The sequence below is a fragment of the Corallococcus macrosporus genome, from assembly GCF_017302985.1.
Classification (GTDB): Bacteria; Myxococcota; Myxococcia; order Myxococcales; family Myxococcaceae; genus Corallococcus; species Corallococcus macrosporus_A.
In genome coordinates this window covers 45,859-69,782 of the sequence record NZ_JAFIMU010000008.1, presented here as the reverse complement: position 1 = coordinate 69,782, position 23,924 = coordinate 45,859, and the positions used below count along the sequence as shown (strand labels likewise).

Below are 23,924 nucleotides of genomic sequence, written 5' to 3'. Positions count from 1 at the left end.
GTGGCCGTGCCGCTTCCATACGAAGCGGACCCGGATTCCTGGTCGTGGGAGATATTCCGGGGGATGCGGGTGGGGTAAACCCCCCGCAATGCTGCCTTTTGAAATCCTCACCTGGGCCCAGGTGCGTGACGAGGTGAAGGTCCCCCGCAACGGCGAGGAGGACGCGGACCGCGTGCTCGTCCTCACCGGGAACTTCGTCCTGCCGCACGACCTGCGGCTGGACTTCCGCCAGGGAATCTTCGCCCAGGACGACGAGGACGCGCCTCCGTTCACCGGCCTCCTCGTGCGAGGCGACCTCACCGTCGAAGGCTGCGTGCTCAACTGGGAGAACGACTTCGGCCCGTTCCTCCAGGTGCACGGCAACCTCGTCGCGAAGCGCATCGCCATGGGCGGCGCGCGGCTCCATGTCTCCGGCGACCTGACGACCGAAGACCTGGTGGCGGTCTACAACCACGGCAGCGTCCGCGTGGGCGGCAACCTCAAGGCCCGCACCCTTGCATCGCATTACGCCTTCCAGGTCGCGGGCGCTGTCGATGCGCACCGCTACCTGGGCCAGGACTCGAAGGTGTTCGCGGTGGTGGGCGGGGTGGAGGACGTGAAGGACCCCTACGAAGGGAAGGGCGTCTTCGTCCCGTCGGTGGTGAAGGACGGCCGCGTCGACCTGGAGAAGGTGCGGGCCCGGCTGGCGGCGGGCAAGCCCGTCGCTCGCGACGCGTTCACCAGCATCCGGGATGCGTTCCGCCAGCTCGTCGCGAAGAAGATGGCGGAGCCCGACAAGGTCAAGAGCCTCACGCTGGAGGACAAGGGGCTCACGTCCCTGCCGGAGGAGCTCTTCCTGTTCCGCAAGCTGGAGAAGCTCAACCTCCGCCGCAACGACCTCCGCGCGCTCCCGGAAGCGCTGGGGCAGCTCACGGAGCTGCGCGAGCTGGACCTGAGCAGCAATGGCCTGCTGGCGCTGCCGGAGTCCATCGGCGAGCTCAAGAAGCTGCGGGTGTTGCAGCTGGAGTCCAACTGCCTCTGGCGGCTGCCGGAGTCGCTCGCCGGGTGCGTCGAGCTGCGGTGGGTGAACCTCGTCAACAATCCCTACGCCTCTCTCCGGAAGGCCTTCGGGAGCTGGGCGCGGGTGGAGCTCATGTTCGATTTCCCGGAGGTCCTCACGCGGCTGCCGAAGCTGGAGGTGCTCCGCTTCGAGGGAACACCGCTGCGCACGCTGCCGACGCGGCGCTTCGACAGCAAGACCTTGAGCAATGCCACGGTCCTCAGGTCGCTGGTGATGCATGTGGATCCAGAGCTCCATGCCCCACTCCAGGTAGACGTGGGGCACGCCGTGGAGAACGCGGCGGCCTATATCCGGTACTGGTTCAAGCCGGAGAACGTGCGCCTGGAGTCCTTCTACGACGCGAAGACCGACCGGTATGACTTCGCGGAGGTCCTCGCGCTGCTGGCGCTGCTGCTGCGCATCAACATCCCCACGGCGGCGCCCTACGCGGAGTCGCTGGAGAAGTTCCGGGTGCAGAGCGGGCACATTGCCCGGGAGCTGAACTGGGACGGCGACAGGCCCCGGCACGTGCACGCGCTCTTCGCGGCGCTGCGCGACGCGCTGGGGCCGCTGGGCGAGCCGTATCCCGGCGACGCGCTCATCGCGGGGCTGCGGGACGTCTTCGCCGCCCACGCGGGCTGATGACGCCAGTCATCAGGTGATGAACGGCGTCATCGCGCCGGGCGCCGCGTGCTCGTCCCAAGTGACTGATTTCACGAAGGGCTACCGGGGACCGGAGGCTGGCATGTGCCGTGCTCTGGGGTCCCGGCATGTCCATCTCCTCCCTGAACCGCTCGTCCTTCTCCCAGCCCCTCTCGAGCCCCTCCCAGCTCCAGCCGGCCGCCGTGGCGGGCACCCAGGCGCAGCAGCCCCGCGGCGACCTGCGGCGCATGCTCATGACGGACTCCTTCGAGCAGGGGCCGGCCCGCGCGGGCGGTGCCTCCGGTGACTTCAACGCGCAGCTGGCGCAGGTGATGGGTCAGCTTTCGCAGTTGATGCAGGCGCTGGAGGTCCCGTCCCTGGGCGACTTCGGCGACGAGGCGCAGGTCGCCGCTCCTTCCGCGAGCGCGGCCGCTCCGGCGCACCCCACGTACAACAGCGACGCGGGCCCCGGCTTCGGCCCGCCGTCCGCCGGCTCCACGGAGCCTGCTCCCGCGAACGCGCCGTGGCTGGCGAAGAACAACGTCGGGTCGCCCTACAACAGCAACATGCAGCTCATCGACGCGGACCAGAAGGGCCAGTTCAAGTACACGAACACGTTCACCAACAAGACGAACCAGCCCCAGACCCTCACCCTCTGGAACAAGACGGGCGAGAACGGCAACCCGAACGACGGGCAGAACTTCGACAAGAGCACGCCCAAGACGTTCACGCTCCAGCCCGGCCAGTCGCAGGTCGTCGCGTTCGACAGCAACAGCAGCGTGGCCTGGGCCGTGTCCAAGGACGGCTTGGCGAAGCCCGGCGCGAACTCCGGTCAGACCTGGGGCGAGGCCACGTTCGCGAACTCCGGCACCGGCTGGAGCGGCTTCGACACGAGCCAGATCGCTCCCGCCGGCCACAACGGCAAGATGTCCATCACCAACGAGGCCACCGGCAAGACCGTGACGGAGGCCAACGCGTGGCAGACGGAGAAGGACGACCCCGCCCTCCACGACGTGGGCGTCCCCGCCGGTCCGCTCAACCTTCGCACGGAGATTGGCTGAAGCTCAGTGCGCCCGCGGTGAGTCCAGGCCGAGCGCCGCCTTGCACGTCTTCGTGTACAGGTCCCGGAAGAGGTTGTCCGGGTCCGTGCGCTGCTTCACGGCCTGGTACGTGTCCTTGTTCCAGAGGCTCCAGAACGTCTCCTCGTCGTAGTAGTTGTACGAGATGAGCGTCTTGGTTCCGTTGACGCGCTGGAGCTCGTCCTCCAGCTCCTTGTAGACGTTGCGGCCCTTGGGCTGCGGCATGCCATACACGGCGAGGTCCAGGAACAGCGGGTCCTTCATGCCGGACCACCACTGGGGCGTCAGCCACTCGTAGTCGCGCGTGCGTTTGAAGGGCACGCACCAGACGGGGTAGTGCGCCATCTCGCGGTGGTACCAGTCCATGAACTCGGCCGCGCGCGAGAAGGGCACGAACACGTCCACGATGACTGGCGGGTCCTTCTTCGGCAGCAGCTGCGTGAAGCGGTTGGCCGTCCGCAGCACGCTGTCCGAGTGGATGAACTTCCCGAACAGCGCCCGCGCCACGAGGCTCTTCGGTTTGACGTGCGTGACGCCCCGGTTGTAGCGGAAGAGGTAGTCGTACGTCGGAAGGTAGTCCTCGGCGCGGCGCGGGATGCTCTCGCAGTACGCGGTGAGCCAGTCGTACTTGTGCACGTACGGCGCCCTGTCCACGAAGTGGCCCACGCACAGCACGTGCTTCGTGGGGCCGAAGATCTGCCCGTCCAGGTAGTCCGCGCCCGCGTCCTGGAAGTGGTGCCAGATGCCCTGCTGGAAGGACTCCAGCGAGTCGTGCGTCTCGTTCGTCACCCGCACGAAGGGCGCGCAGCGCACCAGCTTGAAGCGGAGCTTGGACAGGATGCCCAGCGTCCCGAACGAGCCGTGCATCATCTCGAAGAGCAGCGGATCCTCGCGCGGTGAGCAGCGCAGCACCTCGCCCTTCGCGGTGATGACCTCGTACTCCAGACAGGTGTCGTGGAAGCCGCCCTGACGGAAGGACATGGACTCGATGGAGCACCCCGCGATGGCGCCCCCGAGCGTGATGGTCTTGTGCTCCGGGACGATGTACGGAATCAGCCCGTGGGGCAGCGTCGCGCGCACCACCTCGTCGAACGTGACGGCGGGCTCCGCCGTGCAGGTCATCCCCACCGTGTCGATGTCGAGGATCTGATCCAGGTCGCTCAGGTCCACCTTCTCATCGCGGCGACGCGAGTCGAACCGCTTGGGGACGCTGTGGGGCGGGGACTTCTTCTTGAAGGACGCGGGGCCCTTTCCCTTGCGCTGCCGCAACTGCCGCGCGATGGCCGCCACCTTGGCTTCGTGAAGGGCCTCCGCTCGGGAAGACGTGTCCACCCGGGGACCACCAGTGACTGACTCCGTGAGCATCCAGCTCCTCCGTTCGGAGGAAGGGTGCGGATGATTCCGTGAAACGTGAGCCCTGTCCTGTCGGCGCGGAGCCCTCACGTCCGGCATCAGGGCGTGCGGCCGGCCTGGAAGACAGCAAGGCCCCGTGCCACATCGGACCTGGGGACAGTGGGCATCCACCCGGCCCGGAACAAGCCCCCGCAACTATTTGACGGCTTTAGCGAGAATTCCGTGCTTTGGGTTCCCATGGGTCGTGTCGGACCCTTTTCCCCTGAACGGAGTTCCCCCCTTGATGTCGTTCCTCCCCCCTCAGATGTCCAGGCGCCACGCGCCGGTCCTCCTGCCGCTGCTGCTGACCGTGGCCTGCGGTGGCGATGCGCCGCCCGGTGCGGACGCCCCCTCCACCGTGGACAGCGCCCTGGAGGCGCCCGTGACGGTGTCGTTCCAGGAGCAGGTCTCGCCGTCGGCCGCGTACACGGGCGCGTCGGACGCGACGCTCTCGGAGAGCAGCCCCACGCTCAACGGGGGCGCGGACGGGTTGATCCGCCTGGACCGTGACTACCCCACGGGCTCGGGCAAGACGTCGAACGGCCTGCTCCGCTTCGACGTGAGCGCCATCCCCGCGACCGCGACGGTGCAGTCCGTCCGGCTGACCTTCAACGTGCGCAACGCCACCACCGGCGAGGGGTACTCCGTCTTCGCCGCGGGCCGTGCGTGGAACGAGGCGCAGGCCACCTGGACGCTCGCGGCCACCGGTTCACCGTGGAGCGCGGCCGGGGCGCGCGGCGCGGCGGACCGGGGCGCGGTCTCCTTCGCCACGCTGCTGCCGGGCGCCACGGGCAGCTACGGCGTGGACTTCAACGCGGCGGGCATCGCGGCGGTGCAGGGCTGGGTCGCGAACCCGGCCACGAACCTGGGCTTCGTGCTGGACGCGCCCACCAACCTGGACGGGCTGGAGCTGGACTCGTCGGAGGCGGCGACGCTCGCCAACCGCCCGAAGCTGACCGTGACCTACGCGCTGCCGGACGGCCAGGGCTCCGCGGGCAACCCGGGGCTCCCCGGCCTGGACAACACGGGCACGACGATTCCGGACACGAACTACGCCATCCCCTCGGGCGCCATCTTCCTCGCGACGAATGGCAGCGACAGCAACGCGGGGACGCAGGCGGCGCCGGTGGCCACCATCAGCCGCGCCGTCGCGCTGGTGCCGTCCGGCGGGACCATCGTCGTGCGCGGGGGCACGTACCGCGACTGGCTCAACAACGGCGCGGGCAACTACCGGGTCGCGACGAAGCCCATGACCCTCCAGGCCTACCCGCACGAGCAGGTCTGGTTCGACGGCACGGACGTCAAGCCTGCCTCGGCGTGGACGCCGGACGGCGCGGGGCACTGGTACATGGACTGGAGCACGCCCAGCTTCTGCAACGGCGGTTACTACCAGTACAAGTACGACGCCCAGCCCACGACGAACACCGGGCCGTGCGCTCACTTCGACATGTACGGCGACCCGGCGAACCCCGCCGCGGGCGACCCGCAGATGGTCTTCATCGACGGGGCCTACGTGCACGAGGTGAAGACGCTCGCGGAGGCCACGCCGGGCAACTTCTTCTATGACTGGGCCAACCGCCGCATCTACATCGCGACGAACCCCTCGGGCCACACGGTGGAGCTCGCCGCGCGCCCCGTGGCCCTGGTGCTGGGCTCCACCGGCTACTCGCTGAAGGGCCTGGGCTTCCGGCGGTACGCGACCAACGAGTACAGCGGCACCACGAGCGCGGCCGTCTACATCGGCGCGACGAACTCGCTGGTGGAGAACTGCGTCTTCACGCGGATGGCGGCGGGCTCGCTGAGCATCAAGCCCCAGGGCGGCGTGGTGCGCCGCTCCGTCTTCGCGAACAACGGCTTCACCGCCGTGGGCTCCAACGGCTCCACCAACTCCGGCACGGTCGTCCCGGACGGGCTGCTGATGGAGGAGAACATCGTCAACGCCAACAACACGGAGCGCTTCGGCACCAACTGCTCGCGCTCGTGCGCGCAGGCGGGCGTGAAGATTGCGCACATGAATGGCTTCACGGTGCGCCGCAACGTCTTCGAGAACAACCTGGGCGGCGCGGGCTTCTGGTGTGACGAGGACTGCCGCGGCGGCGTCATCGTCAACAACATCTCCCGCAACAACAAGATCGGCATCTTCTACGAGGTGTCCGACACGGGGATCATCGCGTCCAACCTCATCTACGACAACACGTACGCGGGCATCCAGACGTGCGCGGCGAACACGAAGATCTACAACAACACCCTGGTGGACAACGCCGCCATCGACCTGTGGGTCTACGACGATGCCCGCAACGAGCAGGACCGGCGCGGCTCGGACATCGGGCCGGACACCGTGAACGTGCAGGTGGTGAACAACATCCTGTCGGGCGGGAACATCACGACCTTCAAGGCCTCGCGGTCGGACAACAACTTCACCAACACCGGGCCGAACACGTTCTTCTCGGCCATGGACTCCAACAGCTACTACCGCTCCGGCGGCACCGGGAAGTCGCTGATCAACTGGGTGGACACGGGCGGCGTGAACTACACGTCGCTGTCCGCGATGCGCGCGACCCACGGCTGGGAGTCCCATGGCCATGACCTCGCGTCGGGCGGAGACCCGTTCTTCGTGAACCAGGGGCTGCGCAACTACGTCGTGCGTCCCTCCAGCCCGGCGTACCTCAGCGGCAGCCCGCTGCCCGCGGACGTGGCGCAGGTGCTCGGGGTGCCCGCCGGTACGGTGACCAGCCGGGGCGCGTTGAGCTGGCCGGAGAAGTAGCGGCCTCGGGGCCCGGAACCCGTCGCGGTTCCGGGCCTCGTTCGTTTTTCGCTCAGCTGGCTTCGAGCCGCTGACGCAGCTCCGCGGTGGACAGCGCCGGTGTGCCGTCCCGGCCCATCAGCGTCTGGCCATCCGCGGAGTAGAGCGCCGGGCGCCGGTACAGCGTGCGCAGGGCGTGCAGGTGGGGATAGACGATGGACGCCTGGGGGCTCAGCTCCCGCAGGTGCTTGCGCAGCAGCGGGGCGTACTTCGGGCTCTGCGCCGGGAAGATGTGGTGCTCCTGGTGGTAGCTGAAGTTGAAGTGCAGCCAGTTCATCACCGGGTGCGTCTCCACGCTGGCGGTGTTCACGAACGGGTTGTCCGTCTCTTCCGACGCGGGCTGCATCCAGTGGTTGGTGGCGATGTAGATCATCAGCGTGACGTTCCCGATGAGCAGCGGGAGCACCAGCGCGTAGAACGCGGCCCGGGGCCCCAGCACCCACCCCAGCGCCATCCACCCCGCGGTGACGAACAGCGTGAGCACGCGCTCCCGGGCTCGGTGCATGTGCACGTGCTGGAACCCGGGCAGCCGGCAGTGGTGCCAGAGGAAGGCCTGGCCCTGCGCGGTGAAGAAGACGCTGAAGCTGATGAAGCTCAGCCAGTGCCCGGAGCCGGGGGACATGGCGTGGAACAGCTTCGCGAAACCCTGGGTGTGCCAGTCCGTCCTGCGCGGCAGGATGTCCGGGTCGCGCACGTGGATGTTGGCGGCGCTGTGGTGGGCCTGGACGTGCCAGGCCCTCCAGTTGCCGGGCGTCACCAGGAAGGGCGCGAAGCCCACCCAGCCCAGCAGGCTCTCCAGCCTGCGGCTGTGGAACACCGAGTGGTGCAGCGCCTCATGCGCGGCGAGCCCCACGGCGGTGACGAGCTGGCCCAGCACGAAGGCGATGAGGAGGCACGCCCAGTGGGGCAGCGTCCAGGTGCCGAGCACCCAGATGAGCGCGGCCTCCACCGGCACGAGGCAGAGCGCCACGATGCCGCGCAGGGGTTGGCGTTCAAAGGCCTCGGGAGGCAGCACGCGGCGCAGCTCCGAGCGGAGCCGCTTGGCCTCATCCGGCGGAAGGGGAAGGGAAGGAGCGGAGTCGTTCATGGCGGTCGCCAGTTCGGGAAAGGGGTTTCAGGCCATGGGGCGGGCGATGCCGCCCTCCACGAGCATCCGCAGTCGGCCCGCTTCGTCATGCGCCGCCACGGTGCCGCACTGGAGCAGCTCTCCCTCCACGCGGGGTGCGAGCGCCTTCAGCGTGAGACGGCGGGGAGTGCGGGCGTCATGCGCCACCAGGTCCCGGTCGAACGTGGCCCGCTGGACGCCGATGGGGGCGAACACGTCGTTGGAAACGCCCTCCACGTGCATCGCGCTCAGGCGCAGGGCCGCGTCCAGCACGAGCGCCGGCACGCCGTGGCCCGCCTGCCGGGACACCTCCGGCAGCCCGAGCCTCGCGAAGCGGGCGTCCTGCTCCAGGCGGATCTCCTCCAGGCAATCGAACATCTTGCGCAGCTCGATGGGGGAGCCCGTGGCGCAGTGCGGGTCGTGCACGGGCATGCCGTGACCCGAAGCGCGAGCGGCCTCCAGTTGCGGCGAGGTCCGCGGTGGCTCTGCGGTCAGCGTGAAGCGGGCCTCGGCGTAGACGAGGTCGCGCTCCAGCACCACGCCGGACGGATGGACGATGTCGCCCGTGAGCTTCACCTGCACGCTGTGCCGGCCCGGGGCGTCGGTGAGCGGGGTGCACTCGGCGCGCAGGGACTGCTGGCCTCCGGGCTTCACGCGGATGAAGCGTGAGAACCGGACGTCCTCGATGGTGACGGTGCGCAGCTCCGGGCGCGCGTTCTCCAGCGCGGATTGGAACATGAGGTCCAGGGCCCAGGCGCCGGGCAGGGTGGGGGTGCCCCGAACGAGGTGGTCCTCCAGGCACGGGATGCTCGCCGCGTCGACGGTCAGGTCCCGCCGGGTGGAGCGGGGCGGCGGCGGGGTGAGCACCTCCAGGCTGTAGAAGGCGCGTTCGCTCTCGGTGAGCTGGACGTTGATGGGTTGGACGGGCTGGCCGTCCACCAGTTGGAGGAAGAGCGCTTCGCCCTCCTCGGCACGGATGCCGCGCAGCCGGCGGCTGGCGCCGAGCACCTTGTACTCCGAGCCGCGCGTCATGCCGATGCCATCCCAGGCGAGCCAGCCCACGCTGCACCACTGCACGTCCTGGCGAGCGTCGCTGACCCAGGCGCAGAGCCGGTCCAGCGCCTCGTTCGCCGCTCCGTAGTCCGCCTGTCCGTCATTGCCGATGTAGCTGAACGCGGAGGTCAGGACGTGGAACGGAACAGGTGCGGGGAGGCGGCGGGCGCAGGCCTCGCGCAGGTTGCGAAGTCCCAGCAGCTTGGTGTCCAGGGTGCTCCGCAGCTCCGTGAGCCGGCGGCGGTGGAGCTTCTTGGAGACCTGCGTGCCTGCGCCGTGGACCACAAGGTCGAGCCGGCCGTGTTCGCGGATCAGCTCTTCCACGACGCGGTCCACCTCCTCGGGGCGGGTGACGTCCGCGGCCCGGTAGGTCATCTGGCCGGGAAGCCGGGTGAGCCCATCGAGCGTGGCCCGCAGCTCACGCACGGCCAGGTGGCGCTCGAAGCGAGCACGCAGCGTGGGCATGCGCACGGTGCGGTCGCGGGCGAGCTCGGAGGCATAGAACTCGCGCTCCACGGTGCCCAGGTCCTCGTCGCGAGCCTGGAGCACGCGCTCGGGGGCATCGGACGGGTCGCTGCGGCCCAGGAGGACGACCTTGCAGCCGTACCGCTTGAGCAGCGCTCCGGCGAGGACAGCGGTCACACCGCGTCCACCGCCCGTGAGCAGGACCACCGAGCGGGAGTCGAGCGTCGTGGCGGGCCGTGCAGGGACCTCCGTGGGTTGGAGCAGCCGGACGCAGCGGACGGAGCCATCGAAGCAGACCTCCACGGGTGCGGTGTCATCACCGGTGCCCAGCTCGGAGGCGACGTGGTCGAGCGCCGTGAGGAGCGGCAGTGGAGTCGTGGCGATGGCCCGGATGCCATGGGCCGGAACCTCACGGCCCAGGGACTTGAGCAGGCCCGCGAACAGACCGGTCACGGGGTGCAGCGTCCGGCGAGGACCGACGCCACCGATGCACAAGCTGGCCAGCGACACCGTGCCAGCGGTCAGTCCCGCATACGCACGGCGAGCGGCCAGGAAGAGCAACTCCAGCGCCTCGTGACGCAAGGCCGTGTCCGCGACCACCGAGGACTCGCTGGCATCAAAGGCCATCCGGCAGACCGAGACGATGACCTGTGGTTCGAAGCCCATCGCATCCAGGCCCGCCTCAGCGGTCTCCTCCCGAGTCAGGTCGATGCCATGGATCCGCGAGCCCAGATCCGAGGCACCCGCGTGGACAATCCGGAACTCAGGACCGCAGGCGTCATGGGCCTGAGCCGCAAGCTCACGGGCCACGGCTTCATCCTGCGCGATGAACAGCACCCGTCGCCCGCGCAGCCGCAGCGCGTCAGTCGCCGGGACCGGACGCTCAACGAGCACCGGTGCGTGGTAGCGGATGGGAGCCGAATGGTCGAAGCCCTCGGTCGCCTCCCGCCCGGCGGTGTCATCCAAACCTGTCCGACTGTCGGACAGGTTTCCGCCGCTCGCATGGACCGGCCGCTCCCCGACCATGGCAGACGACGAGGCAGGTCCGTTGGCACCGGGAAACCCGGCGCGGCTGTCCAGACTGGTCGGAATGTCGGACCGGTTTCCACCACTCGGATAGACGGGTCGCTCCCCGGCCACGGCAGGGAACGAGGCCGGCCCGTGGGCATCGGGAGCCCCGGCGCGGTTCTCCAAACCTGTCCGACTGTCGGACAGGTTTCCGCTGCTCGCGTGGACAGGCCGCTCCCCAACCACGGCAGGGGATGAAGCAGGTCCGCTGGTGACGGGTGCGCCGGCGCGGTTGTCCCAACTGGTCCGACTGTCGGACCAGTTCGTGCGGCGCGCCGCCTCCGGGGCACCCGGCTGGGCGCTCAGCCCGGGACGGAGCTGGAGCACCCATCGTTTGCCGGTCGCGGCTTCTGGATGGAAGCGCAGCGTGGTGGCCTGGCCCTCTGCGGCGGACCGCACCGCTCGGAGGACTTCCTGGGCCTCTTGGGCGGAATGGGGCGGCAACGTGACTCCTGGCCCGGTGCCCGCTTCTTCCGTCATCCGCAGGTGGCACAGCGGCTTCATGCCGCGTGCTTCCGCTTTTGCTGCCGTCGTCACCGCCAGCATCGCCATGCCCTCTTCAGGCATGGTCCCGACGGAGACCTCTCCCGGACGCCGCACGTGGGCACTGCCTACGAGCACCAGCTCGAAGCCACTGTCCAACAGGGCCCGTGAGGCCCGCAGCGACGCGGCCAGTGTGTTGGCACCCGCGTCCACCACGAAGTTCGGCCCCTTCGTGTCCAGCGCTCCCGCCACGCGCCCCGGTGTGACGTTGGGCATCATTCCCTGGAGCGTGTAGGGCCCGGAGGGCCGCAGCGCTCCCACTGCCGCATGCAGGCGGTCCACCAGCGGCAGGAGCCGTGCGGATTCCGGAGCTCGCTGGATGTGCTCGCGCAGCCGGCGCCGCGTGGCGTCCGCCAGCACCCGCTGCGTGGCCTCCACGCCCCGGCGCGTCTTTCCCTCCAACCCCAGGACGATGGCCGTCCCCGTCCGCAGCGACTCGAAGGCCCCGAGCTTCTTCACGACGTCGCTCGCGACGATGAGCCCCAGGTGCTGCGTGAGGTCCATGTCCTCCGTGATGTCCGGCAACAGCCGCACGGACGCGGGCAGCCGCAGGCCCCGGGCTTCGAGCCGCGCCTCCGGGAACATCCCCTCCGCGGCCACCACCACCAGTTCGTCGCCTGCCTTGGGCGCTACGCTGGCTCGCGGCGCGAGCGTGCCTCCCCGGTACTCCTCCAGCACCAGGTGCGCGTTCGTGCCTCCAAAGCCAAAGCCATTCGTCGCCGCCCGGCGCGGATGCTCCCCGTTCTCCGGCCACGGCTGCTCCCGCGTGCTCACCTCGAAGTCCGGCCCCAACGCCCGCAGCCCCGCGCCCGGACGGTCGAAGTGGGACTGCTTCGGGAAGCTCCGGTGCTCCAGGGCCTTGCACAGCTTGATGACCGACGCCGCCCCCGCGGCCCAGCCAACATGGCCGATCAGCGCCTTCACACTCGCGAGCTGGAGGCCCTTGCGCTTGCCGCCGAAGACGCGGCCAATCGACTGCAACTCGGTGGTGTCACCGGCCGGCGTGGCCGTGCCGTGCGCCTCGATGTACTGGATGGACGCCGGCTCGATGGCCGCCGCCGCGTAGCACGCCTCCATCGCGGCCACCTGCCCGTCCGCGCGCGGAACATTGGCGGAGCTGCTGCGCCCGTCGCTGGAGAGCCCCGCGCCCCGGATGACCGCGTGGACCCGCAGCCCACGCGACACGGCATCCTCCAGTCGCATCAGGCCCACCACGCCCGCGCCCTCGCCGAAGATGACGCCATCCGCGCGCTCGTCGAAGGGCCGGCTCCCCGTCGCGGAGAGCCCCTTGAACTGGGAGAACAGGCAGCTGTTGCCCGGGCCCGGAGAGAACACCCCGCCCGCGAGCACCAGGTCGGCCTCGTCACGCTCCAGCGCCTTCATCCCCAGCGCGATGGCGTAGAGCGACGACGCACAGGCCGCGTCCAGCAGCAGCGTGGACACGCCCGCGCCCACCACGTCCGTCACCACCGCCTGGAGGCTGGGGTGCGGCGCCAGCTCCGCGGACGTGGCGCTGACACCCAGGGCCTCACGCATCAGCGTGGAGAACTCCTGCGCCGTCTCGCCTCGCGCTCGCAGCAGGGCTTCGCCCGCCTCCAGGCACAGCGCGTCGTCGTACTCGGGAGAGCCGTCCGCCGTGGAGCCGAGCAGGCACTGGATGCGTCCGGGGATACGCGGCGCCTTGGCACGCATGGGCTCCATCGCCTGGGTGAGCGCGATCGCCAGCAGTTGCTGCTCGCGGCCGTAGCGCTGGAAGCGCTCCAGCGACAGGCCCGGCGGCGCGACGAGGTCCGTGTCCAGGACCCGCCCGGTGAGCAGCGTGTACGTGCGGTCCGGAGTCACGGCCGGACCCACGAAGTCCACGACCTGGTCGGGATGGCTCAGGCCCGTGTCGACGATGCCGCTGATGCCCCGCTGGATGTTCCTCCAGTAGGTCTCCGGATCCTTCGCGCCACCCGGAAGCATGCAGCCCAGGGACACCACCGCGATGGCCGGGGCCACGGTCTCCCGAGCAACAGGCGGACTCACGGGCAGCGCACGGTCCAATGACGTCAGCGCCACGGACGTGTCCGCGGGGAGGATCCGCTGGACGATACGCGTCAGCCGTCCTCCCGTGCCGCAGTCCACGAACCGCGTGCAGCCCGCGCCCACCAGCATCTCCACCGCGCCCGGGAAGTCGAAGGGACGCACCAGGTGGGACGCGAGCGCCCCCGCCAGCTCGGGCCGGCCGCTTCCGTACACCTTCCGCTCGATGGGCGAATAGATGGGCCCGCGTGCCGGATGCACCGTGAGGTCCGCGAGGCTTGTGCGGAACGCGGCGACCGCCGGTGCCAGACCCGGGTGGTGGAAGGGATACCGGCTGGAGATGAAGGTGAAGCCCTTTCCCTGCCGTTCCAGGAACGCGCGCAGTTGCTCCAGTTGATCACGAGGCCCCGCGACCACCGTCTGCCGCGAGTGATTGCGGCCCGCGATCTCCAGGCTCCGCGCGCCACTCTCCGCCAGGGCCCGCACGGTCTCCGGCTCCGACAGCGCGACCGCAGCGAGCGTCCCCAGGTCGTCCGGCACCGTCTGGAGCGCCCGGATGCGGCGGCACACCACCTCCGCGCCCGTGCGCAGGTCCAGCGCACCGGCCGCGGTCATCGCCGCGATCTCCCCGAAGCTGTGCCCCACGAACACGTCCGGCCGCGTGCCCTGACGCTCCAGCCACCGCGCCCCCAGCACACCGCACAGGAAGATGCCGAGCTGATCCAACAGCGGCGCCGCGTCCAGCGCCCGGCCCACCTGCGCGACGTCCTCCGCCGCGAGCAGCGGCGCCACGTCGATGCCCTGGGCGCGGCACGCCTCCGTCACCGCTTCCAGCTCCCCACGCAGCTCCGGCTGGAGCGCCTTCAACTGGAGGAAGAGCGCCGGCTCGAACGTGCCCTGTCCGGCGAACAGGAACGCCGTGGCGTTGGCGGGCAACGTCAGGCCCTGCTCGGGAAGGCGGACCGTGCGAGCGACCCCGCGCGGAGCGGTGTCCGCCAGCACGGTCCTCGCCAGCTCACGCACGGCCTGCGGGAACAGCGCCTGGACGCCCGCGCCTCCCTGCAAGGCGAGGTCGCGGAAGCTCTTCGCGCCCGCCGGCTCATGGAGGGCCGCCAGGGATTCGAAGCTGCGCTGGAAGGACTCCGGGAAGGCACGCAGCACGCCCTGCCGGTCCGCGCAGAGGACGGTCTGATAGCCGCAGGCCACCGGCGTGCCGTCGCTCTTCAACGTGCGGAAGCAGAAGCGCAGGGACACCTCGCCCCGGTCCTCCAGCGACGTCAGCACCACCAGCCGGTCCCCCAGCGACGCCGGGGCGAGGTTGCGCGAATAGCCCTCGTAGGTGAGCAGCAGCACCTGGTCGAAGTCGCGCCGGAACTCGGGCACCTCGAAGGCGTGCGGGCTGAAGAGCAGGTGCTCGCGGCCGGCGCACTGGAACTTGAAGTTGGTGAGGAAGTGATGGCTCCCGTAGGCCATCGTGTCATCGAAGTGGATGTCGTACGGGACGGCGAAGAAGTCCATGGTGGTGGCTCCGGAAAGGGGAACGGATCAGGACGCGCGAGCGGCCGGCAGCAGGCCGTCCACGGTCCCGGAGAGGCCGGCGTCCACCACCCAGATGGCGCCATTCACGCGCTGGGTCTTGGGCCCCAGCAGCAGCTCGGTCACGTCCGCGACGTCGTCCGCGGTGCACAGCCGTCCGCCCGGCGTCGCCGACTCCCAACGCGCGACGCGCTCCGGTGCGTCCGGGAACATGCCCAGCAGGTCCCCGTGCACGGGCCCCGCGGACACGCAGTTGGTGCGGATGCCATCCGGCGCCAGCTCCGCGGCCAGATAGCGCGTGAGCGACTCCACGCCCGCCTTCACCACGCCCTGGCAGCCCAGGTCGTGCATGTACCGCTGCGACATGGACGTGGACATCGTGACGATGCTCCCGCCCCCGCGCGCGGCCATCAGCGGACGGGCGCGCATCGCGCACTCGTAGGTGCCGGTGATGCAGGTGCGGAACGCCTTGTCCCAGTCCCTCGGCGCGATGCGGTCGAACGGACCGATGAGCCCGTTGGACGCATTGCACACGAGCAGGTCGAGCCCTCCCAACTGCTCGCGGATCGCGGAGAACATCCGCTCCAGGTGCTCCTCCTGCGCGACAGAGCCCCACAGGTGCAGCGCCTTGCCGCCCGCGTCCACGATGTCCCGCGCCGTCTTCTCTCCGTCCTCACGGGAGTGGAACGAGTTGACGACCACCGTCGCTCCCAGGCGCGCCAGCCGCGTCGCGATGACCCGGCCAATGCCCTTGCCCGAACCCGTGACGAGCGCGACCTTCCCGGCGAAGGGCAGCTCCGTGCGCGACGGCAGCGGCGTCGGCGCCGCGTGGACGGGCGCGCGAGGTTCGACCTCCGGAGCGGACGGCGCGGACGGCAACAGCGCACGGGCCGCGTCGGCGATGGCGGCCATCGTGCGCAGGCGCTGCGAAGGCTTCGGGGCGTCAGCCAGCCCCAGTTCCTTCATCAGCACGGCCATCACCTCCGCCTGCTTCACGGAGTCGATGCCCAGCTCGTCCTCCAGGTCCGCGTGCGGCGTGAGCAGGTCCTCCGGGTAGCGCGTCACGCGCGCGAACACGGCACGCACGCGCGGCAGGAGGTCGCCAGCACCGGTGCCCAGCTTCGCCTCCACCACGACGGGCGCGGTCGCGACGGGCGCCACCGGCGTCTGCACGGGCGCGACATGGAGCGACGGCCCCAACGCCTCCGTCACCGCACCCGCGATGGCGCCGAGCGTGCGCGCCTTCCCGTTGCGCGGCAGCCGGTCCGGCGGCAGGTGGAACTCGCGCGCGATGACGGCGGCGATCTCCGCGAGCTTCACGGAGTCGATGCCCAGCTCATCCTCGAGCTGCGCGTGCTCCGTCAGGATGTCGAGCGGGTAGCGGGTGACGGACGCGGCGCACTGGCGCACCTGCTCAAGGATGGTCGAGGGAGTGGATGTATGGGATTGAGAAGAATGCGCGGACATGATGGCCCCTGCCGGTTCAATGCGTGACGGGGCGCAATGTGCAGGTGGGGTCTGACACGTCTTGCGACGTGAAAAACACAGCGCGCAGCAATCAAGGAGGCGGCGAAGACGCCTCGCGAGCACGCCGCCAACCGAGCCACAGGGGAATGAAAAGCGCGGGCAGCGTGAGCAGGTCCGTGACGTCCACCGTGTGCTGCGTGGCGCGGACCGGAGGAATGCGCACGCCCGCGAGCCAGGCCCGCAGCGCGAAGAAGGGCCACTGCAGTCCGCCCAGCGCCCAGCGCCACGCATTCCCCGCGTCCGTCGAAAGCTTCGTCGCGGCGAAGCACAGCCCCGTGAGCACGACCGCGCCGACGAGCACCGCGAACGACGGACGGAAGTCCCGCGAGCGTCGCCAGGACGCCTGTTCCCACAGCGCCTGGAGGAGCAGCGGGAACATCGCGAGCCCTGCGACGTCGGAGAGCTTCCCCGTCCACCACGACGGCCAGCGCGCCTTGAAGACGTGGTCGTTCAGGACGAGCAGCACCACGGCCACCAGCACCCCGGGGTGCAGCAGGCCGCTGGCCGGAAAGGATTTCGTCCCGGGGGAATTCACACCCTCGCGCATGGGGGCACTGTCACACCTGGGGCCGGGCCAGGGAAAGTCCCGTCATTGCGAGGACTTGGAAGGCGCGGCGGAAAAATAAAAGGCCGTGTCGATTTTCCCCGGCCCCATTCGTTGCCCTGGGGAAGGCAGCCTCCAGGAGCCACACCGATGCGATTCATGATCATCCGCAGGGCGGACAAGGACACGGAAGCGGGCGTCCTCCCCGACGAGAAGCTGCTGGCCGCCATGGGCGCCTACAACGAGGAGATGGTGAAGGCCGGCGTGATGGTCCAGGGGGAAGGGCTCCATCCCACCAGCAAGGGCGCGCTCGTGAAGTTCCACCAGGGCAAGCCCACCGTCATCGACGGTCCCTTCGCGGAGTCGAAGGAGCTCATCGCGGGCTTCACACTCATCCGGGTCAAGTCGCGCGAGGAGGCGCTGGAGTGGCTCAAGCGCTGGCCGTCCCTCGACGCGGGCGGCAACGTGGAGCTGGAGCTGCGCCAGGTCTACGAGGACGACGACTTCGGCGCCGAGTTCACCCCCGAGCTGCGCGCGCAGGAAGCGCGCATCCGCGAGCAGGGCGCGAAGAACCGCTAGTCGCGATGGCGCCCTCCCGTGACATACGCTGCCGCGCTTCCAGGGCCGGTGTGAAAGCGGGTGGAGCGATGTTCCAGCGAGTGGTGCTGCTGCTGGCGGTGTGTCTCATGGCGTGCGGAGGGAAGCGTCTGGCCACGGGGCCGGGCTCGCCGCCGGACCGGCTCGATGACGGCTGGGCCGTGGCCTCCTTCGAGGACGCGGGCGTCCAGCGCCCCTGGTTCGACGCGCTGGAGCACGACGTGTCCGAGGGCACGGTGGAGGAGCCGGACGCGGTGCTCGTCGCGCGTGGAGGCCAGCTCCTCTACGAGCGCTACTGGAACGGCTTCACGCGGGAGGAGGCACACGACCTGCGCTCCGCCACCAAGAGCGTCACGTCGCTGCTGGTGGGCATGGCGCACGAGCGCGGCCTGCTGCCGGACCTGGACGCGCCCGTGCTGCCGCTCTTGCCGCACCTGGCGCCCGTGCGGAACCCGGATCCGCGCAAGGAGCGCATCACGGTGCGCCACCTGCTCCAGATGCGCTCGGGGCTGTCGTGCGACGACTGGGACCCCGAGTCGCCCGGCAACGAAGAGCGGATGTATGACACGGACGACTGGGCCCGCTTCATCGTGGACGTGCCCATGCGGGACGAACCCGGCACCGTGACGCGCTACTGCACCGGCGGCGTGGTGCTGCTGGGCGCGGTCCTGGAGCAGGTCAGCGGCCGGTCCATCGCGGACCTGTCGCGCGAGTGGTTGTTCGCGCCGATGCAGGTCCAGGACGTCACCTGGCAGCCCGCGGGCAAGAAGGGCACGGACACGGGCGGACACCTGCGCCTGCGTCCGCGCGATTTCCTCAAGGTGGGGCAGCTGATGCTCAAGGGCGCGTGGCAGGGCGAGCGCCTGACTTCCGAGGCGTGGGTGGCGGAGTCCGGCAAGGCGCTGGGGCCGCTGGGCGACGCGGGCTACGGGCTCCTGTGGTGGACCGCCCGCTTCGTCATCAACGGCACCCCGGTGGAGGTGTTCTTCGCGCGCGGCAACGGGGGCCAGTACGTCTTCGTCGCGCCCTCGCTGGACCTCACCGCGGCCTTCACCGGCAGCCACTATAATGATGAGGCCGGCTCGGCCCTGCCGCTGGTCCTGTTCGGACAGTACGTGCTACCGGCGGCGCTCGGGCTGGAGCGGCCGGGGACGCAGGGCTACCGGGGCGCGCAGTAGTCGCGGCTGTCCCCGTCACAGGCCTTCTGCCTCAACGCCCTGGCGCGTTCCACGTCCCGCGCCACCCCATGCCCCTTCATATAGAGGTCGCCGAGCGCCCCACAGGACCCGGCCGCTTCTCCCGAGTCACAGAGCGCGGCGAACAGCGTGGCGGCCCGAGCGGCGTCGGCCGGGAGGCCGGTTCCCTTCAGGAGCGCCTCCGCGAGGGAGAGACATCCCTCCGGCTGCTTGAGCGCGCAGGACTTCTCGAACAGCGCGGCCGCCTTCGCTTCGTCGCGCTTCACGTCGGGCGAGCCCGCCGCGGAGGCCATGCCCAGCTCGAAGCAGGCACGGCCGTGGCCGCCATCACACGCCTGCTGCTTCAGGAGGTGGGCGCGTTGCTCGTCCTGCTCCACGCCACGGCCCAGGGTGTAGAGGCCGGAAAGCTCGAAGCAGCCGACGGCCGCTCCTCCCGAACAGGCGCGCTCGAGGAGCTTCACCCCGCTGGCCTGATCCGGCTCCATCCCCTGGCCCTGGAGCTTCATGACGCCCAGGGTGGCGCAGCCGGATGCACTGCCGCCGTCGCAGGCCTTCCGGGCGTACTCCGCCGCGCGTTCCTCGTTCCTGCTGGCTTCGTTGACTTCCAGGTACTGCGTCGCGACCAGGGCGCAGCTGGGGGCGTGGGAAAGCTCGCAGCCCTTCTTGCCGAACTCCCGGGCCCTCCCGAGGTGATGGAGCTTCCCACCTGGCTCCGCGGAAAGCGTCGCCACGCGGAAGCACGCCTCCGCGTGGTGGCCCTTGTTGCAGGCACGCGCGTACAGCTCGGCCGGGCGGGTGAAGCTCTTCCCGGGGCTGGTATCCCTCTCCGCCTTCAAGGCCTCCTCGAAGCAGGCCGCCCCGTCTCCCTCCTCGCAGGTGCGGGCCTTCGGGGCCTCCGGGGCAGGGGCCGAAGCCGGGGCGGGGGGCGCGCTCGGGCTGGAGCAGGCGGCGAGCCAGCCCGCGAGCGCACAGACCGTGAGCACGGTGAAGCGGCGAAGCGGGCCAGGCTGTCCTCTGCCGAACGATGAAGGCATGCGACCCATCAAATCCCGACGCCCCCTCCGTGTCACGGATGACCGGGCCCCGGGCAATGGGCAACTTCCGCCCTGGCATGGCACCTCCGAAAGCACCGCGCACCGGCAAGACTCCCGACCCCTCCGGCTTCGTCCGCGTCCGGGGCGCCCGGGAACACAACCTGAAGCACGTGGACGTGGACATCCCGCGCGACGCGCTGGTGGTCTTCACCGGCGTGTCCGGCTCCGGCAAGTCGTCGCTGGCGTTCGGGACGCTCTACGCGGAAGCGCAGCGGCGCTACTTCGAGTCCGTGGCCCCGTATGCGCGGCGGCTGATTGATCAGGTGGGCGTGCCGGAGGTGGACGCCATCGACGGGCTGCCCCCGGCGGTGGCGCTCCAGCAGCACCGGGGCGCGCCGACGTCCCGCTCGTCGGTGGGCAGCGTGACGACGCTGTCGAACTCCGTGCGCATGCTGTACTCGCGCGCGGGCACGTACCCGCCGAAGCTGGGCCGGCTGGACTCGGACGCGTTCTCCCCGAACACGCCCGCGGGCGCGTGTCCCAAGTGCCACGGCATCGGTCGCGTGTTCGAGGTCACCGAGCGCTCCATGGTGCCCGACGACCGCCTGAGCATCCGCGAGCGCGCCGTCGCCGCGTGGCCGCCCGCGTGGCACGGCCAGAACCTGCGCGACATCCTGGTGACGCTCGGCTACGACATCGACAAGCCCTGGCGCGACCTGCCGAAGAAGGACCGCCAGTGGATCCTCTTCACCGACGAGCAGCCCTCCGTCCCCGTGTACGCGGGCTTCACCTCCGCGGAGGTGAAGCGGGCCATGGCTCGCAAGGAGACGCCCAGCTACATGGGCACCTTCACGGGCGCGAAGCGCTACGTGATGACCACCTTCGCGACGACCCAGAGCGCGATGATGAAGAAGCGCGTCGCCCGGTACATGGTCGCCAGCGACTGCGACCTGTGTGAGGGCAAGCGCCTGAAGCGCGAGTCGCTGTCCGTGAAGTTCGCGGGCCGCGACATCGGCGAGCTGTCCCGCATGCCGCTGGAGCAGGTCGCGGAGTTGATCAAACCCACCGCGGAAGGGAAGGGGAAGGACGCGGAAGCCATGGCCCGCGAGCACCCGGAGAAGGTCATCGTCGCCCAGCGCATCACGAAGGACCTGCTCGCGCGCATCCAGGTGCTGACGGACCTGGGCCTGGGCTACCTGTCCCTGGAGCGCAGCACGCCCACGCTGTCACCGGGGGAATTGCAGCGGCTGCGGCTGGCCACGCAGGTGCGCTCCAACCTCTTCGGCGTGGTGTACGTGATGGACGAGCCGTCCGCCGGCCTGCACCCCGCGGACACGGAGGCGCTGCTCCGGGCGTTGGATCGGCTGAAGGAGGCGGGCAACTCGCTGTTCGTGGTGGAGCACGAGGTGGACGTCATCCGCCACGCGGACTGGATCGTCGACGTGGGCCCCGCCGCCGGTGAGCACGGCGGCCGCGTGCTCTACAGCGGCGTGCCGGAGGGGCTGGCGAAGGTGGAGGCGTCCCGCACGCGGCGCTACCTCTTCGAGGAGGAGGCCCTGCGCCGCCGCTCCCCCCGGAAGGCCACGGGGCGGCTGCGCCTGGAGGGTGTGAAGCGCAACAACCTGCGCGGGCTGGACGTGGACTTCCCGCTGGGCGTCTTCACGACGGTGACGGGCGTGTCCGGCTCCGGCAAGTCCAGCCTGGTGAGCCAGGCGCTGGTGGAGCTGGTGGCGGCGAGGCTGGGCCAGACGCTGACGCCGGAAGAGGAGGAGGGCGAGCCGCTGGACCGCGAGCCGGTGGTGGCGAGCGAGGGCCACATCGCCGAGGGCATGGACGCCATCAAGCGGCTGGTGACGGTGGACCAGAAGCCCATCGGCCGCACGCCGCGCTCCAACCTGGCGACATACACGGGCCTCTTCGACCATGTGCGCAAGCTGTTCGCGGCGACCCCGCTGGCGAAGTCGCGCAAGTACGGCGCGGGGCGCTTCTCCTTCAACACGGCGGGAGGCCGCTGCGACACGTGCGAGGGCGAGGGCTTCGTGAGCGTGGAGCTGCTCTTCCTGCCCAGCGTGTACGCGCCGTGCCCCACGTGCCACGGCACCCGCTACAACGCGAAGACGCTGGAGGTGCGCTACCGGGAGAAGAACATCGCGGAGGTGCTGGGCATGACGGTGGACGGCGCCTTCGACTTCTTCACCGCCGAGCCGCCGCTCCAACGCGCGTTGAAGGTGTTGACGGACGTGGGCCTGGGCTACCTGCGCCTGGGCCAGCCCGCGACGGAGTTGTCCGGCGGCGAGGCCCAGCGCATCAAGCTGGCCACGGAGCTGCAGCGCACCCAGCACGGCGACACGCTCTACGTGCTGGATGAGCCCACCACCGGCTTGCACCCTGCGGACGTGGACAAGCTGATGGCGCAGCTGGAGGGACTGGTGGACGCGGGCAACACGGTCATCGTCGTGGAGCACGACCTGCGCGTCATCGCCGCCAGCGACCACGTCATCGACGTGGGGCCCGGCGCGGGGAACGCCGGGGGCCGCGTGGTGGCGCAAGGCACGCCCGAGCAGGTGGCGAAGGTGAAGGAGAGCCGCACCGCGCCGTACCTGGCGCGGGTGCTCGGTTGACTCAGTCGTCCTTGCCGTCGTGGTGGCTGCCGTCGTCGTCGGAGTCCTCACCGCCGTTGCGGTCGTGGTCGTCGAAGGCGTCGATGGACTTGTGGAGGTTGTTCTCCAGCTCCGAGCGGTTGTGCTCGTCGCGCGGATCCAGCCGCGCGCCGCCCTCGCCGGTGAACCAGCCGCTGGGGTCGATGTTGATGGTCACGTTCTGGTCGTCCCCCTCTGTGACCTCGAAGTCCGCCTCGCGCTCCTGCTCCACGCGGAGGCTGGACACGAACTGGAAGGGCTCGCCGTCGATGCGGCCGTCGATGATGAGCGAGGCATCCTTCTCCGCCAGCTCCTTCAGCGCCGCGTTGTCGCCCGCCTCGGTGACGGACACCTTGCCGATGTCGAACTCGATCTCGTCATAGAGGCCCGGCTCCACCGTCACGTCGCGCAGCCGGACGACCTGTCCCTCCAGCGCGGTGCCGGACAGGTCGATGAGGAACGCGCCCGTGCGCTGCTTCAGCTCGCTGGAGTCATCCGTGCTCGTGCCGCCGTCGTCGTCCGTGGCGTCGTCGTCATGATGGCCCTCGCGCTTGAGCTCCAGCTCGCGCACGGACAGGCGCACCCGCTCCACGGTGATGCCATTGGAGGGCACCAGCCGCTGCGTGGCCTGGCCGGGGAGGCCCGCGCCCGACACCGCGGAACCCATGCGCGTGCTCAGCCCCACGGAGGACGCACCATTGCCACACGCGGACAGGCACAGGATGGAGGCGAACAGACCGATGAAACGCATGACGTGTGTCTCCTGGTTCTGGAGGGCGTCCCGCGATGGGGGCGCCTCCCTTTGAAAAGGAAGGAGCACGGCCGCGAAAAACGGCCACGGGCGGGAATTTCCCCGCGCCATTTCAGGGTGGGACACGCACTCCCGGTGGCCCGCACGCACTCAACGGACGGGTGTGCGTGGCCGGAAGTGCCCCTCGTGACTCCTTCCCTCCGGACGGAGTAGTGGATGGGGTCATGGCTTGCGCGTTCTCACCTGGATGGACCTTCCCATGGAGGCGTCGCCCCGACGTGAGGCCCCTGTGCGCGGGGAGGGCCGGGGCGTGACGGAGCAGGAGATGGCGGACTGCATCCGCCGCGCGGCCCGGGGAGACCAGTCCGCGTGCAGCCAGCTCTACCAGCGCTTCCACGGAGCGGTGCGCCGCGTGGCCCAGGGATCAGGAGCCCTGGAGGCGGCGGAGGTGGAGGACGTGGTGCAGGAGACGTTCGTGCGGGCCTTCCGCGAGCTGCCCCGGCTCCAGCACCCGCGCGCGTTCAGCGGCTGGCTGCTGACCATCGCGAGGCACCACGCGTACGCGCTCAGCCGGAACGCGAAGGCCCGGGCCCGCGTGGAGGAAGACCTGGCGCACGAAGTGGATGCAGCCGTGCCCGCGCTGCCGCCATCGCTCACGCTGGAGCGCCGGGTCGCGGTGGTGCGCGCCCTCATCGAAGGGCTGCCCGAAGGCCCGGAGAAGGACACGGCCCGCCTCTTCTATCTGGAGGGTGAATTGAGCGCGCGCGAGATCGCCGAACGGCTGGGCCTGGGCAAGAGCGCGGTGACGATGCGCCTGGAGCGCTTCCGCGCCCGGGTGAAGCGCGAGCTGCTGGCGCGGCTGCTGGCCGCGGAGGTGGGGTGAGCC

General features: G+C 70.1%; 14 protein-coding genes. 7 read left to right on the top strand and 7 right to left on the bottom strand.

Annotated features, from left to right (window positions below; genetic code table 11):
* Nucleotides 1-88: 88 nt before the first annotated feature.
* Together JYK02_RS27120 and JYK02_RS27115 are read left to right on the top strand one after the other, a co-directional pair.
* Entirely contained in the window at nt 89-1,681 is a 1,593-nt protein-coding gene (locus JYK02_RS27120; RefSeq protein WP_207055432.1) for a leucine-rich repeat domain-containing protein, read from the top strand.
* Nucleotides 1,682-1,809: 128 nt separating this feature from the next.
* On the top strand, nt 1,810-2,742 hold the full coding sequence (locus tag JYK02_RS27115) for a hypothetical protein (protein WP_207055431.1): 933 nt from the start codon (nt 1,810-1,812) through the stop codon (nt 2,740-2,742).
* 3 nt (nt 2,743-2,745) lie between these two features.
* Here the strand turns inward: JYK02_RS27115 and JYK02_RS27110 are convergent, their stop codons facing one another.
* Nucleotides 2,746-4,125 carry an FAD-binding oxidoreductase gene (locus JYK02_RS27110; RefSeq protein WP_207055430.1) on the bottom strand — a complete coding sequence of 460 codons (1,380 nt, stop codon included), beginning with the start codon at nt 4,123-4,125 and terminating at the stop codon, nt 2,746-2,748.
* Nucleotides 4,126-4,396: 271 nt separating this feature from the next.
* Here JYK02_RS27110 and JYK02_RS27105 point away from each other — a divergent pair, with 271 nt between their 5' ends.
* Nucleotides 4,397-6,916 carry a DNRLRE domain-containing protein gene (locus JYK02_RS27105; RefSeq protein WP_207055429.1) on the top strand — a complete coding sequence of 840 codons (2,520 nt, stop codon included), beginning with the start codon at nt 4,397-4,399 and terminating at the stop codon, nt 6,914-6,916.
* A 52-nt stretch (nt 6,917-6,968) separates the two neighbouring features.
* Here the strand turns inward: JYK02_RS27105 and JYK02_RS27100 are convergent, their stop codons facing one another.
* The 4 genes from JYK02_RS27100 to JYK02_RS27085 form a co-directional block, all read right to left on the bottom strand.
* A complete protein-coding gene (locus tag JYK02_RS27100; protein ID WP_207055428.1) occupies nt 6,969-8,042 on the bottom strand; it encodes a fatty acid desaturase family protein in 1,074 nt (357 codons plus the stop codon).
* Between the two features lie 27 nt (nt 8,043-8,069).
* Entirely contained in the window at nt 8,070-14,732 is a 6,663-nt protein-coding gene (locus JYK02_RS27095) for a type I polyketide synthase (RefSeq protein WP_207055427.1), read from the bottom strand.
* Between the two features lie 27 nt (nt 14,733-14,759).
* Entirely contained in the window at nt 14,760-16,217 is a 1,458-nt protein-coding gene (locus JYK02_RS27090) for an SDR family oxidoreductase (RefSeq protein WP_207055426.1), read from the bottom strand.
* Between the two features lie 91 nt (nt 16,218-16,308).
* Entirely contained in the window at nt 16,309-16,824 is a 516-nt protein-coding gene (locus JYK02_RS27085; protein ID WP_207055425.1) for a hypothetical protein, read from the bottom strand.
* A gap of 147 nt (nt 16,825-16,971) precedes the next feature.
* Between JYK02_RS27085 and JYK02_RS27080 the strand changes: the two genes are divergently transcribed.
* Both JYK02_RS27080 and JYK02_RS27075 read left to right on the top strand, forming a co-directional pair.
* Nucleotides 16,972-17,400 carry a YciI family protein gene (locus JYK02_RS27080; RefSeq protein WP_207055424.1) on the top strand — a complete coding sequence of 143 codons (429 nt, stop codon included), beginning with the start codon at nt 16,972-16,974 and terminating at the stop codon, nt 17,398-17,400.
* Nucleotides 17,401-17,468: 68 nt separating this feature from the next.
* Nucleotides 17,469-18,596 (top strand): serine hydrolase domain-containing protein, encoded by a 1,128-nt coding sequence (locus tag JYK02_RS27075; protein WP_207055421.1) that lies wholly within the window; start codon nt 17,469-17,471, stop codon nt 18,594-18,596.
* Here the strand turns inward: JYK02_RS27075 and JYK02_RS27070 are convergent.
* Nucleotides 18,578-19,648, bottom strand: a complete 1,071-nt coding sequence (locus JYK02_RS27070; protein ID WP_207055419.1) for a tetratricopeptide repeat protein — start codon at nt 19,646-19,648, stop codon at nt 18,578-18,580. The two genes, JYK02_RS27075 and JYK02_RS27070, sit on opposite strands and share 19 nt — an antisense overlap.
* A gap of 77 nt (nt 19,649-19,725) precedes the next feature.
* Between JYK02_RS27070 and uvrA the strand changes: the two genes are divergently transcribed.
* Nucleotides 19,726-22,269 (top strand): excinuclease ABC subunit UvrA, encoded by a 2,544-nt coding sequence (gene uvrA, locus JYK02_RS27065; protein WP_207055418.1) that lies wholly within the window; start codon nt 19,726-19,728, stop codon nt 22,267-22,269.
* Between the two features lies 1 nt (nt 22,270).
* Here the strand turns inward: uvrA and JYK02_RS27060 are convergent, their stop codons facing one another.
* Nucleotides 22,271-23,038, bottom strand: coding sequence for a hypothetical protein (locus tag JYK02_RS27060; protein ID WP_207055417.1), 768 nt, complete (start codon nt 23,036-23,038; stop codon nt 22,271-22,273).
* Between the two features lie 259 nt (nt 23,039-23,297).
* Between JYK02_RS27060 and JYK02_RS27055 the strand changes: the two genes are divergently transcribed.
* Nucleotides 23,298-23,921, top strand: a complete 624-nt coding sequence (locus tag JYK02_RS27055; protein WP_242589269.1) for an RNA polymerase sigma factor — start codon at nt 23,298-23,300, stop codon at nt 23,919-23,921.
* Nucleotides 23,922-23,924 lie beyond the last annotated feature (3 nt).

What these genes read in the sequence shown, in the direction of transcription:
- JYK02_RS27095 (WP_207055427.1), bottom strand. Translation starts at nt 14,732, where the DNA reads ATGGACTTCTTCGCCGTCCCGTACGACATCCACTTCGATGACACGATG.
- JYK02_RS27105 (WP_207055429.1), top strand. Translation starts at nt 4,397, where the DNA reads ATGTCGTTCCTCCCCCCTCAGATGTCCAGGCGCCACGCGCCGGTCCTC.
- JYK02_RS27110 (WP_207055430.1), bottom strand. Translation starts at nt 4,125, where the DNA reads ATGCTCACGGAGTCAGTCACTGGTGGTCCCCGGGTGGACACGTCTTCC.
- JYK02_RS27120 (WP_207055432.1), top strand. Translation starts at nt 89, where the DNA reads ATGCTGCCTTTTGAAATCCTCACCTGGGCCCAGGTGCGTGACGAGGTG.
- JYK02_RS27075 (WP_207055421.1), top strand. Translation starts at nt 17,469, where the DNA reads ATGTTCCAGCGAGTGGTGCTGCTGCTGGCGGTGTGTCTCATGGCGTGC.
- uvrA (WP_207055418.1), top strand. Translation starts at nt 19,726, where the DNA reads ATGGCACCTCCGAAAGCACCGCGCACCGGCAAGACTCCCGACCCCTCC.
- JYK02_RS27115 (WP_207055431.1), top strand. Translation starts at nt 1,810, where the DNA reads ATGTCCATCTCCTCCCTGAACCGCTCGTCCTTCTCCCAGCCCCTCTCG.
- JYK02_RS27085 (WP_207055425.1), bottom strand. Translation starts at nt 16,824, where the DNA reads ATGCGCGAGGGTGTGAATTCCCCCGGGACGAAATCCTTTCCGGCCAGC.
- JYK02_RS27080 (WP_207055424.1), top strand. Translation starts at nt 16,972, where the DNA reads ATGCGATTCATGATCATCCGCAGGGCGGACAAGGACACGGAAGCGGGC.
- JYK02_RS27060 (WP_207055417.1), bottom strand. Translation starts at nt 23,038, where the DNA reads ATGCGTTTCATCGGTCTGTTCGCCTCCATCCTGTGCCTGTCCGCGTGT.
- JYK02_RS27070 (WP_207055419.1), bottom strand. Translation starts at nt 19,648, where the DNA reads ATGCCTTCATCGTTCGGCAGAGGACAGCCTGGCCCGCTTCGCCGCTTC.
- JYK02_RS27055 (WP_242589269.1), top strand. Translation starts at nt 23,298, where the DNA reads ATGGAGGCGTCGCCCCGACGTGAGGCCCCTGTGCGCGGGGAGGGCCGG.
- JYK02_RS27100 (WP_207055428.1), bottom strand. Translation starts at nt 8,042, where the DNA reads ATGAACGACTCCGCTCCTTCCCTTCCCCTTCCGCCGGATGAGGCCAAG.
- JYK02_RS27090 (WP_207055426.1), bottom strand. Translation starts at nt 16,217, where the DNA reads ATGTCCGCGCATTCTTCTCAATCCCATACATCCACTCCCTCGACCATC.